This is a genomic window from Micromonospora noduli, assembly GCF_003264475.1.
Classification (GTDB): domain Bacteria; phylum Actinomycetota; class Actinomycetes; order Mycobacteriales; family Micromonosporaceae; genus Micromonospora; species Micromonospora noduli.
Map to the genome: position 1 here is coordinate 83,880 of NZ_PYAC01000012.1, position 18,982 is coordinate 102,861.

At 71.9% G+C, this 18,982-nt stretch carries 17 protein-coding genes; 12 read left to right on the top strand and 5 right to left on the bottom strand.

What is annotated here, in order from left to right:
• Nucleotides 1-55: 55 nt before the first annotated feature.
• Both MED15_RS15180 and MED15_RS15185 read right to left on the bottom strand, forming a co-directional pair.
• Nucleotides 56-1,087, bottom strand: a complete 1,032-nt coding sequence (locus tag MED15_RS15180; protein ID WP_112735953.1) for a hypothetical protein — start codon at nt 1,085-1,087, stop codon at nt 56-58.
• A gap of 115 nt (nt 1,088-1,202) precedes the next feature.
• Nucleotides 1,203-2,117, bottom strand: a complete 915-nt coding sequence (locus MED15_RS15185) for a cyclase family protein (protein ID WP_112735955.1) — start codon at nt 2,115-2,117, stop codon at nt 1,203-1,205.
• A gap of 192 nt (nt 2,118-2,309) precedes the next feature.
• On the opposite strand from MED15_RS15185, the gene mfd reads away from it, so the two are divergent.
• From mfd to MED15_RS15205, 4 genes are all read left to right on the top strand, one after another.
• Nucleotides 2,310-5,942 (top strand): transcription-repair coupling factor, encoded by a 3,633-nt coding sequence (gene mfd, locus MED15_RS15190; RefSeq protein ID WP_112735956.1) that lies wholly within the window; start codon nt 2,310-2,312, stop codon nt 5,940-5,942.
• A gap of 140 nt (nt 5,943-6,082) precedes the next feature.
• Nucleotides 6,083-6,835, top strand: coding sequence for a hypothetical protein (locus tag MED15_RS15195; RefSeq protein ID WP_112581947.1), 753 nt, complete (start codon nt 6,083-6,085; stop codon nt 6,833-6,835).
• Between the two features lie 2 nt (nt 6,836-6,837).
• On the top strand, nt 6,838-7,830 hold the full coding sequence (locus tag MED15_RS15200) for a nucleoside triphosphate pyrophosphohydrolase (RefSeq protein WP_112581948.1): 993 nt from the start codon (nt 6,838-6,840) through the stop codon (nt 7,828-7,830).
• A gap of 120 nt (nt 7,831-7,950) precedes the next feature.
• Complete coding sequence (locus MED15_RS15205) at nt 7,951-9,570, top strand: DUF885 domain-containing protein (RefSeq protein WP_112581949.1); 1,620 nt, start codon at nt 7,951-7,953, stop codon at nt 9,568-9,570.
• Between the two features lie 25 nt (nt 9,571-9,595).
• Here the strand turns inward: MED15_RS15205 and nudC are convergent, their stop codons facing one another.
• Both nudC and MED15_RS15215 read right to left on the bottom strand, forming a co-directional pair.
• Nucleotides 9,596-10,465, bottom strand: coding sequence for an NAD(+) diphosphatase (gene nudC, locus MED15_RS15210; protein WP_112581951.1), 870 nt, complete (start codon nt 10,463-10,465; stop codon nt 9,596-9,598).
• Complete coding sequence (locus MED15_RS15215) at nt 10,462-11,157, bottom strand: hypothetical protein (protein WP_112735958.1); 696 nt, start codon at nt 11,155-11,157, stop codon at nt 10,462-10,464. The genes nudC and MED15_RS15215 overlap by 4 nt, the downstream gene beginning before the upstream one ends.
• Before the next feature lie 213 nt (nt 11,158-11,370).
• On the opposite strand from MED15_RS15215, the gene eno reads away from it, so the two are divergent.
• The 4 genes from eno to MED15_RS15235 are packed head-to-tail and all read left to right on the top strand — an operon-like array spanning nt 11,371 to nt 14,450.
• Entirely contained in the window at nt 11,371-12,654 is a 1,284-nt protein-coding gene (gene eno / locus MED15_RS15220; RefSeq protein WP_112581954.1) for a phosphopyruvate hydratase, read from the top strand.
• 32 nt (nt 12,655-12,686) lie between these two features.
• On the top strand, nt 12,687-13,325 hold the full coding sequence (locus tag MED15_RS15225) for an FtsB family cell division protein (protein WP_112601968.1): 639 nt from the start codon (nt 12,687-12,689) through the stop codon (nt 13,323-13,325).
• Between the two features lie 34 nt (nt 13,326-13,359).
• Nucleotides 13,360-13,917, top strand: coding sequence for a DUF501 domain-containing protein (locus MED15_RS15230; RefSeq protein ID WP_112581980.1), 558 nt, complete (start codon nt 13,360-13,362; stop codon nt 13,915-13,917).
• The gene (locus MED15_RS15235; protein ID WP_112581981.1) at nt 13,914-14,450 is read left to right on the top strand and encodes an amino-acid N-acetyltransferase; all 537 of its coding nucleotides are present in this window, start codon (nt 13,914-13,916) and stop codon (nt 14,448-14,450) included. The genes MED15_RS15230 and MED15_RS15235 overlap by 4 nt, the downstream gene beginning before the upstream one ends.
• A gap of 1 nt (nt 14,451) precedes the next feature.
• Here the strand turns inward: MED15_RS15235 and MED15_RS15240 are convergent, their stop codons facing one another.
• The gene (locus MED15_RS15240; protein WP_244220466.1) at nt 14,452-15,342 is read right to left on the bottom strand and encodes a CE1 family esterase; all 891 of its coding nucleotides are present in this window, start codon (nt 15,340-15,342) and stop codon (nt 14,452-14,454) included.
• A gap of 97 nt (nt 15,343-15,439) precedes the next feature.
• On the opposite strand from MED15_RS15240, the gene MED15_RS15245 reads away from it, so the two are divergent.
• The 4 genes from MED15_RS15245 to MED15_RS15260 all read left to right on the top strand — a co-directional run bounded on the left by MED15_RS15245 (nt 15,440) and on the right by MED15_RS15260 (nt 18,954).
• Nucleotides 15,440-16,480 carry an ArsR/SmtB family transcription factor gene (locus MED15_RS15245; protein WP_146765874.1) on the top strand — a complete coding sequence of 347 codons (1,041 nt, stop codon included), beginning with the start codon at nt 15,440-15,442 and terminating at the stop codon, nt 16,478-16,480.
• 22 nt (nt 16,481-16,502) lie between these two features.
• Nucleotides 16,503-17,432 (top strand): Ppx/GppA phosphatase family protein, encoded by a 930-nt coding sequence (locus MED15_RS15250; RefSeq protein ID WP_112698473.1) that lies wholly within the window; start codon nt 16,503-16,505, stop codon nt 17,430-17,432.
• 173 nt (nt 17,433-17,605) lie between these two features.
• Complete coding sequence (locus tag MED15_RS15255) at nt 17,606-17,938, top strand: PadR family transcriptional regulator (RefSeq protein ID WP_112581960.1); 333 nt, start codon at nt 17,606-17,608, stop codon at nt 17,936-17,938.
• Nucleotides 17,935-18,954: an HAAS signaling domain-containing protein gene (locus MED15_RS15260; protein ID WP_112581961.1), complete on the top strand. Its 1,020-nt coding sequence runs from the start codon at nt 17,935-17,937 to the stop codon at nt 18,952-18,954. Before MED15_RS15255 ends, MED15_RS15260 begins: the two co-directional genes overlap by 4 nt.
• Nucleotides 18,955-18,982: the final 28 nt, after the last annotated feature.

The window sequence follows — 18,982 nt, forward strand, 5'->3', positions numbered from 1 at the left end:
CTGGAGGGCCCCCTGGTGATCCACTGCCCTCGGGAGGGTGTTTTCCGGGGTGATCTCAACCACCGTCGCGGTCCGGCGAGGGGCCGGAGGGGGCGGCCCGGCGACCGCGGACCAGGCTCGCGCTGACCAACCCGAGCGCTCCGAGCACCGTCCAGATCCCGAGGGCGAAAGCCGGCCAGCCGGCCGACCGCCAGCCGAAGTACACGGCGGCCTTGGTCAGGTCGTTGGCGAGCCCGGGGATGTTCCAGCGGTGCATGCCGCGCAGCACCCCGGGCAGGAACTCGGGCGCGTAGATGCCGCCGGACCCCGGGTTGCCGAGCACCACCAACAGCAGGATGACCAGAGCGGTGCCCGCGACGCCGAGCCAACCCTGGATGGCGCTGGCGAACATGGCGGCGGCGAAGACGGCCAGCGCGCCGATGGCGGCGATCGTCGGCACGTCGTGGTGCCAGATGTCCAGGACGGGTCCGACCACCACCGCGCCGGCGATGCCGAGCAGCACGCTGTAGACAGCCAGGGCGGCGATGCGCAGTCCGGCCCGTCGCGCCGTTCGGGGGGTGGTGCCGGCGGATATCCCGAGCACGGTCGAGCCCAGGTAGCCGCCGAGCACGTACCCGACGTTCAGGTAGAAGGGCACCACCCCGCGCGGGTCGGCCGGGGTGACCGGCACCTCGTCGACGATCTGGAGCGGGGTGCCGGTGCGGGTGGTGGCGGTGCCGAGGACCTCTTTGATCGCGCTGGTGGCCGAGGGGCCGGAGGCGCTCGCCACGGTGAGGAGCAGGCCGTTGTCGGGTCCGGTGCTGAGTACGGCGTACACCGCGCGGCTCAGCAGTCCGTGCTCGGCGGTGCCCGGGTCGTCGTACTCGATGGGTTTGAGGATGTTGGTCTGGCCGCGCACGGCGTCGAGCGTCGCCCGGGCGCGTTGGTCGCCGGAGACGACGCCGATCGGCACGTCGCGGGGTGTGGGCTGGTGCAACGCGCCGACGTAGGCCGCGATGAACGCCGTGGCCAGCACGAGGGTGCCGAGGAGCAGTCCGATGCTGCGCGGCGCCCAGTCGCGAGCTGTGCCGTGCGATTCCTTGTCCACGTTGTCAGCCTATGGTCCGTTTTGCAGACCGCAGGGTGGAACCAGTTGGCCGCGCGCCCCCACGGTGCGGCAGAGACCGGCCGCTGGCCGTGCGTCGACGGCCTCGCGGGTGGCGTCAGGGGTTGACGACGGCGAAGGCGCGAACGGGGAAGGTGCCCATGCCGGCCACCATCGGCGGGGCAGCGGTGAACCGGAACCCGCTCGGCGGCAACGCGTCCAGGCCGGTCAGGTGCTCGACGATCGGGATGCCGGCGGCGAGCAGCGCGCTGTGCGCGGGGCGTACGCCAGCGGCCGCCGGGCTCATGTCGTCGATGTTGATCGAGTCGATGCCGACCAGGGCTGCCCCCGCGTCGACCAGCGCCTGGGCGGCGTCCCCGGTCAGGTACGGCGCGTCCGGGGCGCCGTACCTCTCGGTGCCGAAGTGCGCGTCCCACCCGGTGTGCAGCAGCACCGCCTGGCCGGTCACCTCGTACGGGGCAAGCATCAGCCGGTCCACCGCGCGGATGCCGGCCGGCACCCGGACCACCACCCCCGGTAGATCGGCGAGACGGTCCAGCGGCACCCCGGTCAGGTCGTCCCGGCCGGCCCAGCGGTGGGCGGGCGTGTCCAGGTACGTGCCGGTGTTGGCGATCATGTCGATTCGGGCCACATGGAACTCGGTGTCCTGGGCGTACCGCTCGCGGGATGCCGCGAAGGTCAGCCAGTCGGTGATCCGGGGGCCCGGCCAATCCGGCAGGGTGGTCATCCCGTCGCTGATCACGTGGCTCAGCTCGACCAGCCGACGACCGGTGCCGGATCCGTCGACCGCGACACCCCGGCCACCCTTGTGCGGCTCCTCGATGATCGTCTTGGCGCTGATCCGGACGTCGGCGACCATCAGCAGCCCGAGGTGCCGGACGAACAACGCCGCCAGGTCGCCGTCGGTGATCTCCCGACCGGGAATGTCCAGCCGGAACCCCTCGGTACGCAGCCCGCCGCCGTTGGCGAAGCTGACCTCCGCGTCGAACTGTGCCCGCCACTGCTCACCCATACCGAAACCCGACCACGCCCGCCGGCGGCGGTCAAGATCCCTGAGGTGCGGGTGACGCGCGCCGTCGCGGCGCGGACCTGGGCGGAAGGGGGTGTGTGTCGGTGGACGGGGATAGGCTTGCGTCGTGCACCCCCCGTCCGGCTGGACGAGGGGCCGCCGTCGTGTGCGTCGACTCCCCGGGAAGGATTTCCCTTGCTCACCGGTCTGTTCACCGCCGCCCTGGCCGACCCCGGGCTGACCCGGGCGCGTGACCTGGCGCGCTCCGGTGCCGCCCAGGTCGACGGCCTCGACATCACCGCCCCGGCGGCGCTGCGCCCGTTCGCCGTCGCGGCGGTCGCCGCGGACAACGACGGCGCCGGGCGACCGGTGCTGGCGGTGACCGCCACCACCCGGGAGGCCGACGACCTGGCCGCCGCGCTGGGCGGGTTGCTGCCGGCCGAGCAGGTAGTGGTCTTCCCCTCCTGGGAAACGCTGCCGCACGAGCGGCTGTCCCCCCGCTCCGACACGGTCGGCCGGCGGCTGGCCGTGCTGCGCCGGCTGGCGCACCCGGAGGCGACCGACGCGCACGGCGGCACCGGGCCGCTGCGAGTGGTAGTGGCCCCGGTCCGTTCGCTGCTCCAGCCCCAGTTGAAGGGGCTCGGCGATCTGGAGCCGGTGCAGCTCGCTGCCGGCGAGGAGGCCGACCTGGAAGAGGTCGCCCGCCGGCTGATCGACATGGCGTACGCCCGGGTCGACCTGGTCACCAAGCGCGGCGAGTTCGCGGTGCGCGGCGGCATCCTGGACGTCTTCCCGCCCACCGACGAGCACCCGTCCCGGGTCGAGTTCTGGGGCGACGAGGTGGAGGAGATCCGCACCTTCGCCGTCGCCGACCAACGGACCATCGAGCAGGTTCCGCTGCTCTGGGCACCGCCCTGCCGTGAGCTGCTGCTCACCCCGGCGGTCCGCGACCGGGCGGCCGCGCTCGCCGAGCAGCACCCCGAGCTGGCCGAGATCCTCGACAAGCTGGCCGAGGGCATCCCGGTGGAGGGGATGGAGTCGCTGGCCCCGGTGCTGGTCGGTTCCGACTCACTGGAGCTGCTGCTCGACGCCATGCCGGCCGGCACCCACGTCCTGCTCTGCGACCCGGAACGGATCCGCACGCGGGCGCACGACCTGGTGCGTACCTCGGAGGAGTTCCTGCAGGCCAGTTGGGCCGCCGCCGCGGTCGGCGGCCAGGCCCCGGTGGACGTCGGCGCCGCCGCCTTCCGCACTCTCGGCGAGGTACGCGCCGCCGCTGGCAGGCTCGGCCAGCCGTGGTGGACGTTGTCCCCGTTCGGATTGGTGGAGGGGGAGAGCGCCGAGACGCGGCAGCCCTGGGAGGACGCGCCCGAGCAGGCCGCAGTCACTCCGGACGACGCCATCGCGGTGACCCTGTCCGCCCAACCGGCGCCGCTCTATCACGGCGAGACCTCGCGGGTGGTCGACGACCTCAAGCGCTGGGCCGGCGAGGGTTGGTCGATCGCGCTGGTCTTCGAGGGGCACGGCCCCGCCCAGCGCGCGGTGGAGGTGCTGCGCGACGCCGGCCTGGGTGCCCGGTTGACCGAGGAGGTGCCGACCGCGCCCGTCCCCGGCGAGCTGGTGGTCACCTGTGGTGCACTGAGCAGCGGGTTCGTCGACGAGGCGTCCCGCTTCGTGCTGCTCACCGGCAATGACGTGACCGGCGGTCGGGGCACCTCGACGCGGGACATGCGCAAGATGCCGAGCCGGCGGCGCAACACCATCGACCCGCTGGAGTTGAAGGCCGGCGACCACGTGGTGCACGAGCAGCACGGCATCGGCCGCTACGTCGAGCTGGTGCAGCGCACCGTCAACGGGGCCAGCCGCGAATACCTGGTGATCGAATACGCGGCCAGCAAGCGGGGTCAGCCCGGCGACCGCCTGTTCGTCCCCACCGACCAGCTCGACCAGCTCTCCCGCTACGTGGGCGGCGAACAGCCGACCCTGCACAAGATGGGCGGCTCGGACTGGCAGAAGTCCAAGGCCCGGGCCCGCAAGGCGGTCCGGGAGATCGCCGCGCAGCTCATCCAGCTCTACGCCGCCCGCAAGGCGTCCAAGGGGCACTCGTTCGGCCCGGACACCCCGTGGCAGCGTGAGCTGGAGGACGCCTTCCCCTGGCAGGAGACGCCGGACCAGCTCGCCGCGATCGACGAGGTCAAGCGGGACATGGAGCAGACCGTCCCGATGGACCGGCTGATCTGCGGTGATGTCGGCTACGGCAAGACCGAGATCGCGGTCCGGGCGGCCTTCAAGGCGGTGCAGGACGGTAAGCAGGTGGCGGTGCTGGTGCCGACCACCCTGCTGGTTCAGCAGCACTACAACACGTTCGCCGAGCGGATGAGCCAGTTCCCGGTCCAGATCCGGCAGCTGTCCCGGTTCCAGACTCCGAAGGAGACCGAGCGGACGCTGGAGATGGTCGCCGACGGCACCGTCGACATCGTCATCGGCACGCACCGGCTGCTCCAGACGGCGACCCGCTTCAAGCAGCTCGGTCTGGTGATCGTCGACGAGGAGCAGCGTTTCGGTGTCGAGCACAAGGAGCACCTGAAGACGCTGCGCGCGTCGGTCGACGTGCTCAGCATGTCGGCCACCCCGATCCCGCGCACCCTGGAGATGGCGATCACCGGCATCCGGGAGATGTCCACCATCGCCACCCCGCCGGAGGAGCGGCACCCGGTGCTCACCTTCGTCGGCGCGCAGGACGACCGGCAGGTCGCCGCGTCCATTCACCGTGAGCTGCTCCGCGACGGGCAGGTCTTCTACCTGCACAACCGGGTCGAGTCGATCGACCGGGCGGCACGGCGGCTGCGGGAGCTGGTGCCCGAGGCGCGGGTCGCGGTGGCGCACGGCCAGATGGGCGAGGACGCCCTGGAGAAGGTCATGGTCGGCTTCTGGGAGAAGGAGTTCGACGTCCTGGTCTGCACCACGATCGTCGAGTCGGGCATCGACATCCCGAACGCCAACACCCTGATCGTGGAGCGGGCCGACCTGCTCGGCCTGGCCCAGCTGCACCAGATCCGGGGCCGGGTCGGCCGGGGCCGGGAGCGGGCGTACGCCTACTTCCTCTACCCGCCCGAGAAGCCGCTCACCGAGCACGCCCACGAGCGGTTGGCGACCATCGCCCAGCACACCGAGTTGGGTGCCGGCATGTACGTGGCGATGAAGGACCTGGAGATCCGGGGCGCCGGCAACCTGCTCGGCGGCGAGCAGTCCGGGCACATCGAGGGCGTCGGCTTCGACCTGTACGTGCGGATGGTCGGCGAGGCGGTCTCCGCGTTCAAGGGTGAGCGGTCGGAGGACGAGCCCGACGTCAAGATCGACCTGCCGATCGACGCGCACCTGCCGCACGACTACGTGAGCGTGGAGCGCCTGCGCCTGGAGATGTACCGCAAGCTGGCCGAGGCGCGCGACGAGGAGCGGCTGGGTGAGGTGGTCGCCGAGATGAAGGACCGGTACGGCGAGCCGCCGGCCCCGGTGCAGAACCTGGTGGAGGTGGCCCGGTTCCGTCTGCTGGCCCGCCGCTACGGCCTCACCGACGTGTCCATGCAGGGCAAGCACGTGCGGTTCGGCCCGCTGCCGTTGCCGGACTCGAAGCAGATGCGGCTCAAGCGCTACCACCCGGACGCCGTCTACAAGCAGGCCACCGACCAGGTCAGCGTGCCCCGACCGACCACCCGTCGGATCGGCGGCGAGCCGCTGCGTGACCAGGCGCTGCTCCAGTGGTGCGCGCAACTGCTCTCCGATGTGCTCGGTGCTCCCGCCCCACTCGCCGTCGCAGCGAGCGCCTGAACCATCACCGTCGCCGCGAGTGCCTGAGCCGGCGGTGTGCTCTCGACCAGGGACGGTCCGTCGACGCCGTCCCTGGTCGTGGGATCAGCGAAGGTGGGGGGCGTCACAACCCCGGGTGACGGCGTGAGAGAGTGACGGCTATGCGTGCTCGCCGTCTTGCCGCCGTCGCCACTGTGGCGCTCGGCCTCGTCGCCCTCTCCGGTTGCCGTGCTGAGCCTGGTATCGCCGCTTACATCGGTGACCAGCGCATCACCGACGTTCAGGTCACCACCGCGATGAAGGACCTGCGGACGAAGAACCCGGCGCCGGAGTCATCCGCCAGTGGGCAGCCCGAGGCGGCGCAACCGACCCTGCCCAAGGTGGCCGACGTGGTTCGGACCATGGTGCTGACCAAGGTGTGCGAGAAGCTCTCCGCCGAGAAGAACTACCAGCCGCGCGGCCAGGTGGCGGCCGACCAGGCCGCCCAGCAGCTCGGTCTCGCCCCGGAGACCGGGCACGTGCGGGAGGTGGCGAAGCTCTTCACCTGCCTGTCCGGGTTGCCGGCCGAGCCGGTCGAGCCGACCAAGGAGGAGATCGCCGACGTGATCGCCGCCGGGCGTGCGGCCGGCAAGATCCCAGCTGAGGTGACCGACGCGGACGCCGCCCAGCAGCTCGACGGCGAGCAGCTACGCGGCGCGCTGGCGACCAAGCGGATCCTGGCCGAGGCGGTCGGTCGTTACGACGTCACCGTCAGCCCTCGGTACCGTCCGCTTGAGTTCCCGCTGCTCAGCTTCGCCGGTGACGCACCCGCGGTGAGTGTGCCGTTGGGTGAGCCGGCCTCTGACGCGGTCACCGACATTTCCACCCCGGAGGGGCCGACCGGGACGCCGGAGGCCGAGGGCACGGCCAGCTGAGCATGACCGCACGGATCGTCCTCCTGGTCACCTCACCTCGGTTGCCCGCCGGCCTGTTGACGGCCGCGGCCTGGGACGTCGTACGCCAGCACCCGGTGTTGACCGGCGCGGACAGCGAGTTGACCACGGCCGTGCGCCAGGCGGGCGCCGAGGTCACCGTGGTGGACGGTCCGGCGACGCAGCCGTTGCTGGACGCGGTGGCGAAGCACGGCACTGTGGTGTGGCTGGCCGGTCCGGCGGGTGACGAGGCGCTGGCCCGGGAGTTGGGTCTGCGGCTGGCCCGGCAGCCCGGGTTGGCCGAGATGGAGTTGATGTACGGCTCGTGGGATCCGCCGGGTGCCCGGCTGCTCGACGCGGTGGCCGTGCTGGATCGACTGGCCTCTCCGGGTGGCGACCCGTGGAAGCGGGCGCAGACGCACCGCAGCCTCGCCGGTTACCTGCTGGAGGAGAGCTACGAGGCGTACGACGCCATCAGCGCCGACGACACCGACGCGCTGCGCGAGGAGTTGGGCGACGTGTTGTTGCAGGTGGTGCTGCACGCGCGGCTCGCCGAGGAGTTACCCGAGGACGAGCGGTGGACCATCGACGACGTGGCCGGTGGTCTGGTCGACAAGATGATCCGGCGTAATCCGCACGTCTTCGCCGGTGCTGAGGCGGGCACCCTGGAGGAGATCACCGAGAACTGGGAGCGGATCAAGCGCGCGGAGAAGGCACGGCACTCGGTGTTGGACGGCGTGGCCCTGAGTCAGCCCGCGCTGGCCCTGGCAACGCAGATCCTCGGCCGCGCCGCCCGCAGGGGCATCGAGGTTCCGCCCCCGTTGGCGGACACCCAAGTGGACGCCGAAGCGCGACTTGGTGCCAGCCTGCTGGCAACGGTCGCCGCGGCCCGGGAGGCAGGCGTCGACCCCGAGGCAGCCCTCCGCCGCGCCACCCTGGCCTACGCCGAAGCCATCCGCCAAGCCGAACCCCCACCCCCACCCGCCAGCCCGCGGTGATCAAGAGGTTTGCGTCAGGGTTCGGCTCGAGCCTGACGGAAACCTCTTGATCAACCCGACGGTGCGGGGGCGGTGGGCGGAACCGGCGGCCTGGGGTGGGGTGGTCGGTAGGGTGGGGCGGTGGAAGCGTTTGGGGTGCTGGCTGAGCGGGTTGTCGAGGCTTTACTGGAGTCGCGGCCGGGGGTTGCCACCGCCGCCGGGGACCACCGGTTCGACGACCGACTGCCGGACCTGTCCGCCGACGGGTTGACCGCCGATCGGGCGATGCTCTCCGACGCGGGGAACGCACTGTCCGAACTGGACCCGGACTCGCTCGACATCGATGAGCAGGTCGACCACGCGCTGCTCACCTCATTCGTGGACCGGGAGCTGTTCGAGCTGACCGAGATCCGCTCGCACGAGTGGGATCCGCTGCGGCACAACCCCGGCCCGCTGCTGCACCCGCTGCTGGCCCGCCCGTACGCCCCCGCGGACGTGCGGCTGACCCAACTGGCCGGCCGGCTCGCCGCCGTACCGGACGCCCTCGCCACCGCCCGCGCGACGCTGCGGGACATGCCGCGCATCCACGCGGAGACGGCGGTGGGGCAGTTCACCGGCACGGCCGCGCTGATCCGCGACGAGCTGCCGCCGTTGCTCGCCCAGGCGCCGGGCCACCTCGACCGGGTCGAGCCGGCGGCCACCGCCGCGATCGCCGCGCTGGAGGAGTTCGTCGCCTGGCTGCGTACCGGCCTGGCCGCCGATGCCGGCCCCGGCCGTGACCCGCGACTGGGCCGGCGTCGCTGGGAGGCACGGCTCTGGCACACCCTCGACACCGAGTTGGGCGCCGCCGAGATCCAGCGTCGCGCCTGGGCCAACCTGGACCGCGTCACCGCCGAGATCCGCGAGGCCGCCGTCGAGCTGGTCGGCGGTCCGGCCGACGACGCTACAGTGCGTCGGGCGTTGGACCTGCTCGCTGGCGAGCACCCGAACGACGCGACGATCGTCGAGCTGGCCGGGGTGACCCTGGACGAGGCGACCGACTTCGTCCGCGCACACGACCTGGTCACACTGGTCGACGACCGCTGCGTGATCCAGGAGATGCCGGAGTTCGCCCGGGGGGTCGCGGTGGCGTACTGCGACGCGCCCGGCCCGCTGGAGACCGCCGTCGTGCCGACCTTCTACTGCATCGCGCCCACCCCGTCGGAGTGGCCGGCACAGCGGGTCGAGTCGTTCTACCGCGAATACAACGACCACATGATCCGCAACCTCACCGTGCACGAGGCGATGCCGGGGCACTTCCTCCAGCTCGCCCACGCCCGCCGCTACGTCGGTGGGACGCGGGTCCGCGCGCTGGCCGAGTCCGGCCCGTTCATCGAGGGCTGGGCGGTCTACGCGGAGGAGCTGATGACAGGGCTCGGCTTCGGCGGTCTGCCGGTGCGGTTGCAGCAGCTCAAGATGCAACTGCGAATGACCATCAACGCGCTGCTCGACCAGTTGGTGCACGCCGAGGACCTGCCCGAGGCCGAGGCGATGGCGTTGATGACCGGGCGCGGCTTCCAGGAGGAGGGCGAGGCGGCCGGCAAGTGGCGGCGCGCCCAACTGACCTCCACCCAGCTCTCCACCTACTTCGTCGGGTACAGCGAGGTGGCCGAGATCGCCGCCGCCCGCCCCGACGGGGTGTCGGTCCGCGACTGGCACGACGCGATGCTCGCCCACGACTGCCCGCCCCCGCGCCACCTGCGCACCCTGCTCGGTCTCTGAGAAGAAAGCGCGGGCCGCGCGGGTTTCAGCGCCGCCCGGCGGTCACCGTCGCGTCGATGAGCCAGCGCGAGATGGAGTACGCGGGCGGCAGTTGCGCCGGCAGCGCATCCAGGCCGAACCACTGAGCCCTGGTCAGCTCCCGCCCGTCGACCACCGGTTCGGCGTGCGGGTCGGCGGCACGGGCGGTGAAGCCGGCGAGCAGCACGCCCGGGCCGGAGATCGCCCACGGTTGGCTGCCGAAGTAGGCCAGCCGGTCGACGGGCAGCCCGACCTCCTCGCCGACCTCCCGGTGTACCGCCGCCTCAAGTGTCTCGCCGGCTTCGACGAAGCCGGCCACCAGCGCCCACAGCCCGGTCGGACCGGTGGCGTGCCGGACCAGCAGCAGCTCGTCAACGTGCCCGGGTGGGCCGGGCCGAGTGATCGCCACCAGTACGGCGGCGGAGAGCTGCATCGGCACGTACAGGCCGCAGTCGGGGCACTGTCGGGCGGTCTCGCCGGGTCGGTCGGTCAGTTCCGCTCGGCAGGCGCCGCACCACCGGTGGGTACGCCGCCAGGTCAGCACCGCCAGCGCCCGGCCGGCGAGCGTGGCGTGCGGCTCCGGAACCTCGGCGGCGAGTGACGCCCAGGCGCGCGCCGGACCGGGAAGGTCGTTGGCTGTGGTGGTCAGGTCGGCACCCCAGGCGGGCACTCCGTCGAGCGTGCCCAGCGGCACCCAGTCAGTGTCGGCGGGCAGGTCGGCGACGCGGAGGAGTTGGCCGTCGACGCCGGTCAGCAGCTTCGCACCGGTCACCGGCAGGGCCAGGTCACCGGGGCCGGGAGGCAGGCTCCGATCGGCCCCGGGCAGGAACCCACCGGGCGGCGCGACGGTTGGGGGCTCGACCGGGCGGTCGGTCACGAGCCGCCGGGGCGGCGGTCGACGACATCGGCGTCGGCGGGCGGTTCGAACGCGCCCTCGTCGACGGTCGCGGAGTAGTTGCTCAGTGCCAGCTCCATCGGCTTGCCGTCGACCGGCCCGGTGAAGCTGCCGAGCACGCCCTCGGTGGTCACGCAGGCGGTGAAGTCGCCGGACGACGAGCTCTGCACCGCGACGCAGGCGGCGTGGTGCCCGGCGACGGTGGTGTCACTCTGCTTGATGACCGCCTGTGGGTCGAGCGCGGCGGCGGTGAGCAGCCCGACCACCACCGGCGGCGTGACGAGGCCCTGCTGGTTGGCCTCACCGAACAGCGTCACTGTGGGCTTGCTGCCCGGGGTGGGTGGGGTGATCAGCGTGCACTGCGGGCGGGCGCCGGTCGTCGTGCACCGGGTGATGGCCTCCGGGGTGACGGTGAGTTGCCCGCCCGGATAGGTGTAGGTGGATCGCGCCGGGTCCTGTGCCTGCGCGATCGCGGCGCGCTGGCCGCCGGGCAACTGGTAGTCGGCCGAGTAGGTCAACTCCAGTGCCCGATCGAGCCGGGCGGCGAGGTCGTTGACGAGTTCCGAGCGGCCCATGGCGACTCCGGCGTCCTCGAATGTCTGACAGCCGGTGACCGTGAGCGACGCGATGACCGACACGGCGAGCATGCGGAGGGTGGTCGAGGCGGCGGGCATGGCGACCAGCCTGGTGGATCTGGTCCGCGCAGCGCAAACCCGTTGCCGGTTGACGCCCGGAAATCCGGGAATGTCCGTCAACGCGGGGTGACCCGGGTGCGCGGGCGACGCCGTGCCCGTTCGCGTCGCCCGATACGCTGCGTTCAACACCTGCCTCAGCCGCACCGTCGCGGCCCACCCACGGACCGGATCACAACAACGAGGAGCGACTTAGTGGCAACCATCGAGGGAATCGTCGCCCGGGAGATTCTCGACTCGCGGGGCAACCCGACGGTCGAGGTCGAGGTCGGTCTGGACGACGGCACGGTAGCCCGCGCCGCCGTGCCCTCCGGCGCCTCCACCGGCGCCTTCGAGGCGATCGAGCTGCGCGACGGTGACGCCGACCGCTACCAGGGCAAGGGCGTGGAGAAGGCGGTCTCCAACGTCGAAGACAAGATCGTCGACCAGATCATCGGGTACGAGGCCAGCGAGCAGCGGCTGATCGACCAGAAGATGCTCGACATCGACGGCACGGAGAGCAAGTCGGAGCTGGGCGCGAACGCCATCCTCGGGGTCTCCCTGGCGGTGGCGAAGGCCGCTGCCGGCAGCGCCGAGCTGAGCCTCTTCCGCTACCTGGGCGGCCCGAACGCGCACCTCCTGCCCGTGCCGATGATGAACATCCTCAACGGTGGCGCGCACGCCGACTCGAACGTCGACATCCAGGAGTTCATGATCGCGCCGATCGGCGCGCCCACCTTCCGTGAGGCGCTGCGCTCGGGCGCGGAGGTCTACCACGCGCTGAAGTCGGTGCTCAAGAAGAAGGGCCTCTCCACCGGGCTCGGCGACGAGGGTGGCTTCGCGCCGAACCTGCCGACGAACGCGGCGGCTCTGGACCTGATCGCCGAGGCGGTCGAGAAGGCCGGTTACCGGCTCGGCACCGACATCGTGTTCGCGCTCGACGTGGCGGCCACGGAGTTCTTCGACAACGGCACCTACACGTTCGAGGGTGCCTCGAAGTCCGCCGATGAGATGAGCACCTACTACACGAAGCTCGCCGACGAGTACCCGATCGTGTCGATCGAGGACCCGCTGGCCGAGGACGACTGGAGCGGTTGGCAGACGCTGACCGCCTCGATCGGCGACCGGGTGCAGATCGTCGGTGACGACCTGTTCGTGACCAACCCGCAGCGCATCGCCCGCGGCATCGCGGAGAAGGCGGCGAACGCCGTTCTCGTCAAGGTCAACCAGATCGGCTCGCTGACCGAGACCCTGGACGCGGTGGACCTGGCCCACCGGGCCGGCTTCAAGTGCATGATGAGCCACCGGTCCGGCGAGACCGAGGACACCACCATCGCCGACCTGGCGGTGGCCACCGGCTGCGGCCAGATCAAGACCGGCGCCCCGGCCCGCTCGGACCGTGTCGCCAAGTACAACCAGCTGCTCCGGATCGAGGAGGAGCTGGCCGACGCGGCGCGCTACGCCGGCGCTGGCGCGTTCCCGCGCTACCGTTCGGCCTGAGACGCACGAAGCCTCGGGGGAGGGGTGTGACGATGCAGCAGCGCCGCACACCGGGTGGTCAGCGTCCCGCCCGCCGGCCGGGTCAGTCCGGTCGGCCGGGCGGCGGGCGTGCCACGCGGGGATCGGTCCGGGAGGCCGGCGTACGCGCCGAGCCGCGCGCAGCCGGTCGCGCGCCGGGTGCTGCCCGCGGCGCCGAAGGCGTGCGCTCCGCGAATCGTCCCGCCGCCGCTCGGCGTACCGCTGCCGCTGGTTCCGTGAAGCGGCTCGCCGCACCCCACCCCCGTCGCTTCACCGGCCGGGCCACAGTGCTGTTCGCGGTCCTGATCGCGCTCGCTCTGGCCTACACCTACCCGGTTCGGGTCTACCTGGACCAGCAGGCCGACATCGAGCGGATGGAGGCGGCCCAGGCGGTGCAGGAGCGGGAGATCGCGAAGCTCGCCGCCGAGGCCGCCAACTGGAAAGACGACGAGTTCATCAAGACGCAGGCTCGGGAGCGGTTCTTCATGGGCGAGCCGGGCGAGAAGATGATGGTGGTGCTGCACGACCCGGAGGGCGCCGCCCGGGACGCCGGCAAGTCGGCCGGTACGGCCCCGCCAACCGGGCCGGTGACCTGGTACGACACGCTCTGGTCGAGCGTGCGGGCGGCGGACAGCCAGCAGCCGGGCCAGTGATCCACCGACCAGCACACCAGGAGAGATGGGCACCGTGACTGTCGTACCACCGTCGGAGCCGGCGGCGGATTCCGTTCCCCTGCCGCAGCGCGAGCCGGCCACCGAGGCGGACCTGGCCGCGGTGGCCGCGCAGCTCGGCCGGACGCCCCGGGGCACGCGGGCGGTGGCCCACCGGTGCCCGTGTGGCCTTCCCGACGTGGTGGAGACGACCCCCCGCCTCGCCGACGGCACCCCGTTCCCGACGCTCTTCTACCTGACCTGCCCCCGGGCCACCGCCGCGTGCAGCCGACTGGAGTCGGCGGGGCTGATGAAGGAGATGGCGGACCGGCTGACGACGGACCCGGAGTTGGCCGCCCACTACCGCGCCGCGCACGAGGACTACCTCTCCCGCCGGGAGGCGATCGGCGAGGTGCCGGAGATCGCCGGCATCTCGGCCGGCGGGATGCCGGGCCGGGTGAAGTGCCTGCACGTGCACCTGGGTCACGCGCTGGGCGCCGGCCCCGGGGTGAACCCGTTCGGAGACGAGACGTTGGGCCTGGTCGAGCCCTGGTGGTCGGCGGGGCCGTGCGTGGACGTGCCGGCGGCCGAATGAGCACGCAGGCCGGGTCCGAGGCACCCGAGAGTCAGATCCTCGTACGGCGGGCCCGCACCGGGGACGTGCGGGGCATCCGACGACTCGTCGACACCTACACCGACGACCGGCGGCTGCTGAGCAAGGCGACAGTCACCCTCTACGAGCAGGTGCAGGAGTTCCGGGTCGCGGTCCGGGCCGAGGACGACGTCGTGGTGGGTTGCGGTGCGCTGCACGTCATGTGGGAGGACCTGGCCGAGATCCGCACGGTCGCGGTGGACCCGGTCTGTCGGGGCCGGCGGATCGGGCACCGGCTGGTGGGCGAGCTGATCGACGCGGCCCGGGAGTTGGGCGTGGCGCGGATCTTTGTGCTCACCTTCGAGACGCAGTTCTTCGGCGCGTTCGGTTTCCGCGAGATCGACGGCGCTCCGGTGCCGCAGCCGGTCTACGAGCAGCTGCTGCGCTCGTACGACGAGGGTGTCGCGGAGTTCCTCGACCTGGAGCGGGTCAAGCCGAACACGCTGGGCAACACCCGGATGCTGCTGCGCCTGTAGGTCAGGCCTTGCGCGGGTGGGCGGCGAAGAACTCCCACATCAGGTCGGTGGCGGACAGCCCCGCGGAGGATGCGGCGAGTTGGCCCGTTGTCGCTCCCGGCCAACTGTGGCCCATGTCGGCGATCGTGTAGACGCTGACCTCGCTGCCGTCCGCGCAGCCCGCCACCGTGTGCGTCACACCCGGCACCCCGGACGCCTTCGGGCTCGGCCGGCAGCCGAGCCGCTGCTGCCAGGTCCGCATGCCGGCCTGGAAGATCGAGGCGTAGCGGTCCTGGCCGCCGATGAAGGTGATCACGGAGACCGGGCTCTTCGGCACGTAACTGTCGGCGGTGGTCAGATTTCCGCTGTAACCACCGCTGACCACACCGATCGCGGCGAACCTGCCAGTGCTCTCCACCGCCGCCCGGAAGCTCATGTCGCCGCCGTTCGAGATGCCGGTGAGGAACACGCGGTTCGGGTCCGCGTGCCAGGTCTGCACCAGATGGTCGGTGAGGGCGTTGAGGAAGCCGACGTCGTCCGCGCCGCCGCAGCAGACCAGCGCGTTGAAGCCACCGCCCTGCCCGTCGGGGTAGGCGACCAGCACGTTGTCCTTGTCGGCTTTGGCGTCCAGGCCCGCCAACTCCCGCATCGAGGATCCGAGGCCGGGATAGAAGTGCAGCGCGATGACCAGCGCGGAGGGCCTGCCCGGGTCGTACCCCGGGGGCGCGTGCAGCAAGTAGGTGCGGTCGAGTCCGTTGTGGTGCAGGGTGAGATGGTGGTCACCGGCCGCCGGTCGTTCGCTCGACGCGGACGATGCGGCTGGCGGGGCCGACGAGGGTTGCCCCCGCTCACCACAAGCTGCGGCAACGACCATGAGGCAGAGCCCCGTCAACACCGCCACTGTTCGCCGCACGCCGGCCACCCCCCGTCGACCCCGCAGTCCACACTGGAGAGCGTTCGGCCGCGGATCAACCCTTTCGGTCCTGGGCGAAGGCAGGCAGGCTATTGCCATGCTTCGCCTCCAGCTCGGGTCGGCCGACCTGTGCCGGGTGCGGTTCGCCGATCGACTGCATCCGGTCGGGATCGCGCTGCTGGCTGGTCAGTGGCTGCGCGATCCCACTGTCGCGGCGATGGCGCCGGCCCTGGCCGAGCGTGCGGCAGCGGCCGAGGGCACGGCTGCCGCCCAGGCTGCCACAGCGGTGCTGCGGCACCTGCTGCCCGACCGGGGACGTCTGCCGGACTTCGTCACTCCCTTCGACGGCCTGGAGTCGGTCGAGGCCGGTCTGGAGGCGATCCGGGCCACCCCGGCGCGGCGGGTCCGCGCCGAGGTCACCCTGGCCTACGCGGACACGTCGGCCAGCCTGCTGCGGCGGCGGTTCGCGGCGGCCGACCCGGAGGTGCTGGACCTGTTCGGCGGGGCCGTGCGGACCTGGTTCGACGCGGTGCTCGAACCGCACTGGGCCGAGCTGGTGTCCGCGTACCGTCAGCAGGTGGCATCCGCCAGCCAGCGGCTGGCGCAGCACGGACTGGCCGAACTCTTCGCGGGTCTGCACCCGGGGATCCGGTGGCGGGAGCCGGTGCTGGAGGTACGCACGTGGTGGGACGGCGATCTCCCCGGCACCGGCCACGGGATCATCCTGCTGCCCTCACCGTTGGCCGGGCCGCGGCCTCGGGTGCTTGTCGAGCAGGGCTTCCCGATCCTGCTCGTCTACCCGGTGGTCATGCCCGCGCGCGGGGCTCCCGCCGACGACGATGCCCTCGGTCGGCTGCTCGGCGTCACCCGGGCGCTGGTGCTGCGCCGGCTGGCGACCGACGGCGGGTTGACCACCACCGTGTTGTCCCGGGCGGTCGGGATCAGTCTCTCCTCGGCCTCGGAGCACGCCCGCGCGCTGCGGACCGCCGGTCTGGTGACCAGCGAGCGGGAGGGCGGGGCCGTCCGGCATCACCTGACCGCGCTCGGGTTGGGGTTGTTGCGGGGCCGGTCGGGGGACCTGGGCGACTCGTGGCCCACGCCCAACCAAGCCGCCGGGTGGCCGCCCGTCCTGCCGTAAGGTTGCTGCCGTGACGACGCGTGTGGCGGCCATCGACTGCGGGACCAACTCGATCCGACTGCTGGTCGCCGACCTGCCCGACGCCTCGGCCGGGCCGCAGGCGCCGCTGGTCGACCTGACCCGGCGGATGGAGATCGTCCGCCTGGGGCAGGGCGTGGACCGCACCGGCCGACTGGCGCCGGAGGCGATCGAGCGGACCCGGGTGGCGTTGGCGTCGTACGCCGCCGACATCGAGAAGCTGGGCGCGCAGCGGGTGCGGATGTGTGCCACCTCGGCTTCGCGCGATGCCGCCAACGCCGCCGACTTCACCGAGATGGTGCGGGCCACCCTCGGTGTCGCGCCCGAGGTGGTCAGCGGCGACGAGGAGGCCCGGTTGTCGTTCACCGGCGCGGTGCGCGGGCTGCCCGCCGACGCGAAGGAGCCGTTCCTGGTCGTCGACATCGGTGGTGGTTCCACCGAGTTCGTGGTCGGTGACCGGGCCGCCGGGGTGCGGTCGGCGATCTCGGTGGACATCGGCTGCGTCCGGATGACCGAGCGGCACCTGCCCGGTGACCCGCCGACGGCCGAGCAGGTCGAGGCGGCGCAGGCCGACATCGCTGCGGTGGTGGACCAGGCGCTCGCCGTGGTGCCCGGTCGCGAGGCGGCCACCCTGGTCGGCCTCGCCGGGTCGGTCACCACAGTGGTCGCCCTGGCGCAGGGGCTGCGGGAGTACGACCCGGAGCGCATCCACCACGCCCGGGTGTCGTACGAGGAGGTCGCCCGGGTGACAGCGGAGCTGCTGGGTCAGACCCGTGCGCAGCGGTTGGCGAACCCGGTGATGCACCCGGGCCGCGCCGACGTGATCGGCGCAGGTGCCCTGGTGCTTCGCGTGATCATGGAGCGGGCCGGGATGCCGTCGGTGGTCGCCTCGGAGCACGACATCCTCGACGGGATCGCCTGGAGCGTCCGGTAAGCCACCGCGCGCGCGGAGTTGATCAACTCGCCTTCATTGAAGTCGTGGTGTCCAGGTGCCTCGGATGCCCCGATTTCCTGAAAACCGAGTCGATCAGCGCCCCGGCGCCTCACTGGCGGCGTGTCGGGCGGATGCGTTGACGCTACTTCGCATTACGCAGTAGTGTGCAATGCGTGGACACCACACAGTTGTTGAAGGGCGTGCTTGATCTGGCCGTCCTGGCCGTGCTCCGAGAGGAGGACGGTTACGGTTACGACATCCTGCGCCGGCTGCGCGAGGCCGGCCTGGAGGAGGTCGGTGACGCCTCGGTCTACGGGACGCTGCGCCGCCTCTTCGCCGCCGGCCTGCTCACCACCTACGTCGTGCCGAGCGAATCCGGGCCGCACCGCAAGTACTACTCACTCAACGCCGCGGGGCGTGACCAGTTGACCCGCTCCGGCAAGCTCTGGCGCTCGTTCGCCACCACAATGGACACTCTGCTCGACGATCGGGGGGTGGCGGCATGACCGTCGCGGAGCAGGAGATCACCGACTATGTGGCGCGAGTCCGGGCCGCTCTGGCCGACCTGCCGCCCGGGCAACGCGACGAGTTGACCGAGGATCTCGCCGACCACCTCACCGAGGTCGCCGCCGAGGCCGAGGGCACCCTGGTCGAGCGGTTGGGTGAGCCCGAGACGTACGCCGCCGAGCTGCGCGCCGCTGCCGGCGCCGCGCCGGGCAGCGGGCGCAACCTCGACCAGCGGGTGGCGAGCGCGATGGCCCGGGTCCGCGGCCGGCTGCGCGCCATGGACACCCGGCTCGGCCCACCCCTGGGGTACGAGACGGCCAGCGACTTCCTCCGACTGTTGCGCCCGGCCTGGTGGGTGCTGCGCGGTTATCTGGCGGCGATGCTGGTCACCGTGATCACCACCGGTGGCGAATTCGGGCTACTGCCGAGGTTCGGCGGTGAGCTGCTCGCCGGCCTGATCATGCTGATCGGCTTCGTGCTCGGCTCCATCTGGATCGGTCGCCGTTCGGCCCAGCTGACCCGCTGGCCGCGCTCGGTCGTGCAGGTCGCCAGCGTGGTGCTGGTGGTCTTCGCGTTCGCCGCGCTGATCCAGGCCGAGGACCGGATGCGCTACGGCGACTACGGCTACGACCAGACCGCTGTCGACAGCCAGTACGACCGGGTCCGGGACGTCTTCGTCTACGACAGCGAGGGCCGCCTGGTGGAGAATGCCCGGCTCTTCGACCAGAACGGCAACCCGATCCGGCTCGGCTACCCGGACTGCTCCGAAGACGCCTATGAAAAGCAGACGCTGCGGGCGTACCCGTACTGCCCGGAGCAGGCGCCCTTCGTGCCCCGCGCACCGGGCGCGCCCCTACCGCCTGTGTCGCCCACCAGCACGTCGGACCCGACCAGCACGCCGGACCCGAGCGGCACACCGGGGGAGACCGGGACGCCGCTGCCGACCGGTACGGCCACCGGCCTGCCGCCGAGCGGAACGCCAACCCCCACGCCCACTCCCACCCCGACGCGCTGAACCCAGGGTGTGAACTGGATCATGCTGA

What these genes read in the sequence shown, in the direction of transcription:
- MED15_RS15185 (WP_112735955.1), bottom strand. Translation starts at nt 2,117, where the DNA reads ATGGGTGAGCAGTGGCGGGCACAGTTCGACGCGGAGGTCAGCTTCGCC.
- MED15_RS15195 (WP_112581947.1), top strand. Translation starts at nt 6,083, where the DNA reads ATGCGTGCTCGCCGTCTTGCCGCCGTCGCCACTGTGGCGCTCGGCCTC.
- MED15_RS15200 (WP_112581948.1), top strand. Translation starts at nt 6,838, where the DNA reads ATGACCGCACGGATCGTCCTCCTGGTCACCTCACCTCGGTTGCCCGCC.
- MED15_RS15215 (WP_112735958.1), bottom strand. Translation starts at nt 11,157, where the DNA reads ATGCCCGCCGCCTCGACCACCCTCCGCATGCTCGCCGTGTCGGTCATC.
- MED15_RS15225 (WP_112601968.1), top strand. Translation starts at nt 12,687, where the DNA reads ATGCAGCAGCGCCGCACACCGGGTGGTCAGCGTCCCGCCCGCCGGCCG.
- MED15_RS15235 (WP_112581981.1), top strand. Translation starts at nt 13,914, where the DNA reads ATGAGCACGCAGGCCGGGTCCGAGGCACCCGAGAGTCAGATCCTCGTA.
- MED15_RS15245 (WP_146765874.1), top strand. Translation starts at nt 15,440, where the DNA reads ATGCTTCGCCTCCAGCTCGGGTCGGCCGACCTGTGCCGGGTGCGGTTC.
- MED15_RS15260 (WP_112581961.1), top strand. Translation starts at nt 17,935, where the DNA reads ATGACCGTCGCGGAGCAGGAGATCACCGACTATGTGGCGCGAGTCCGG.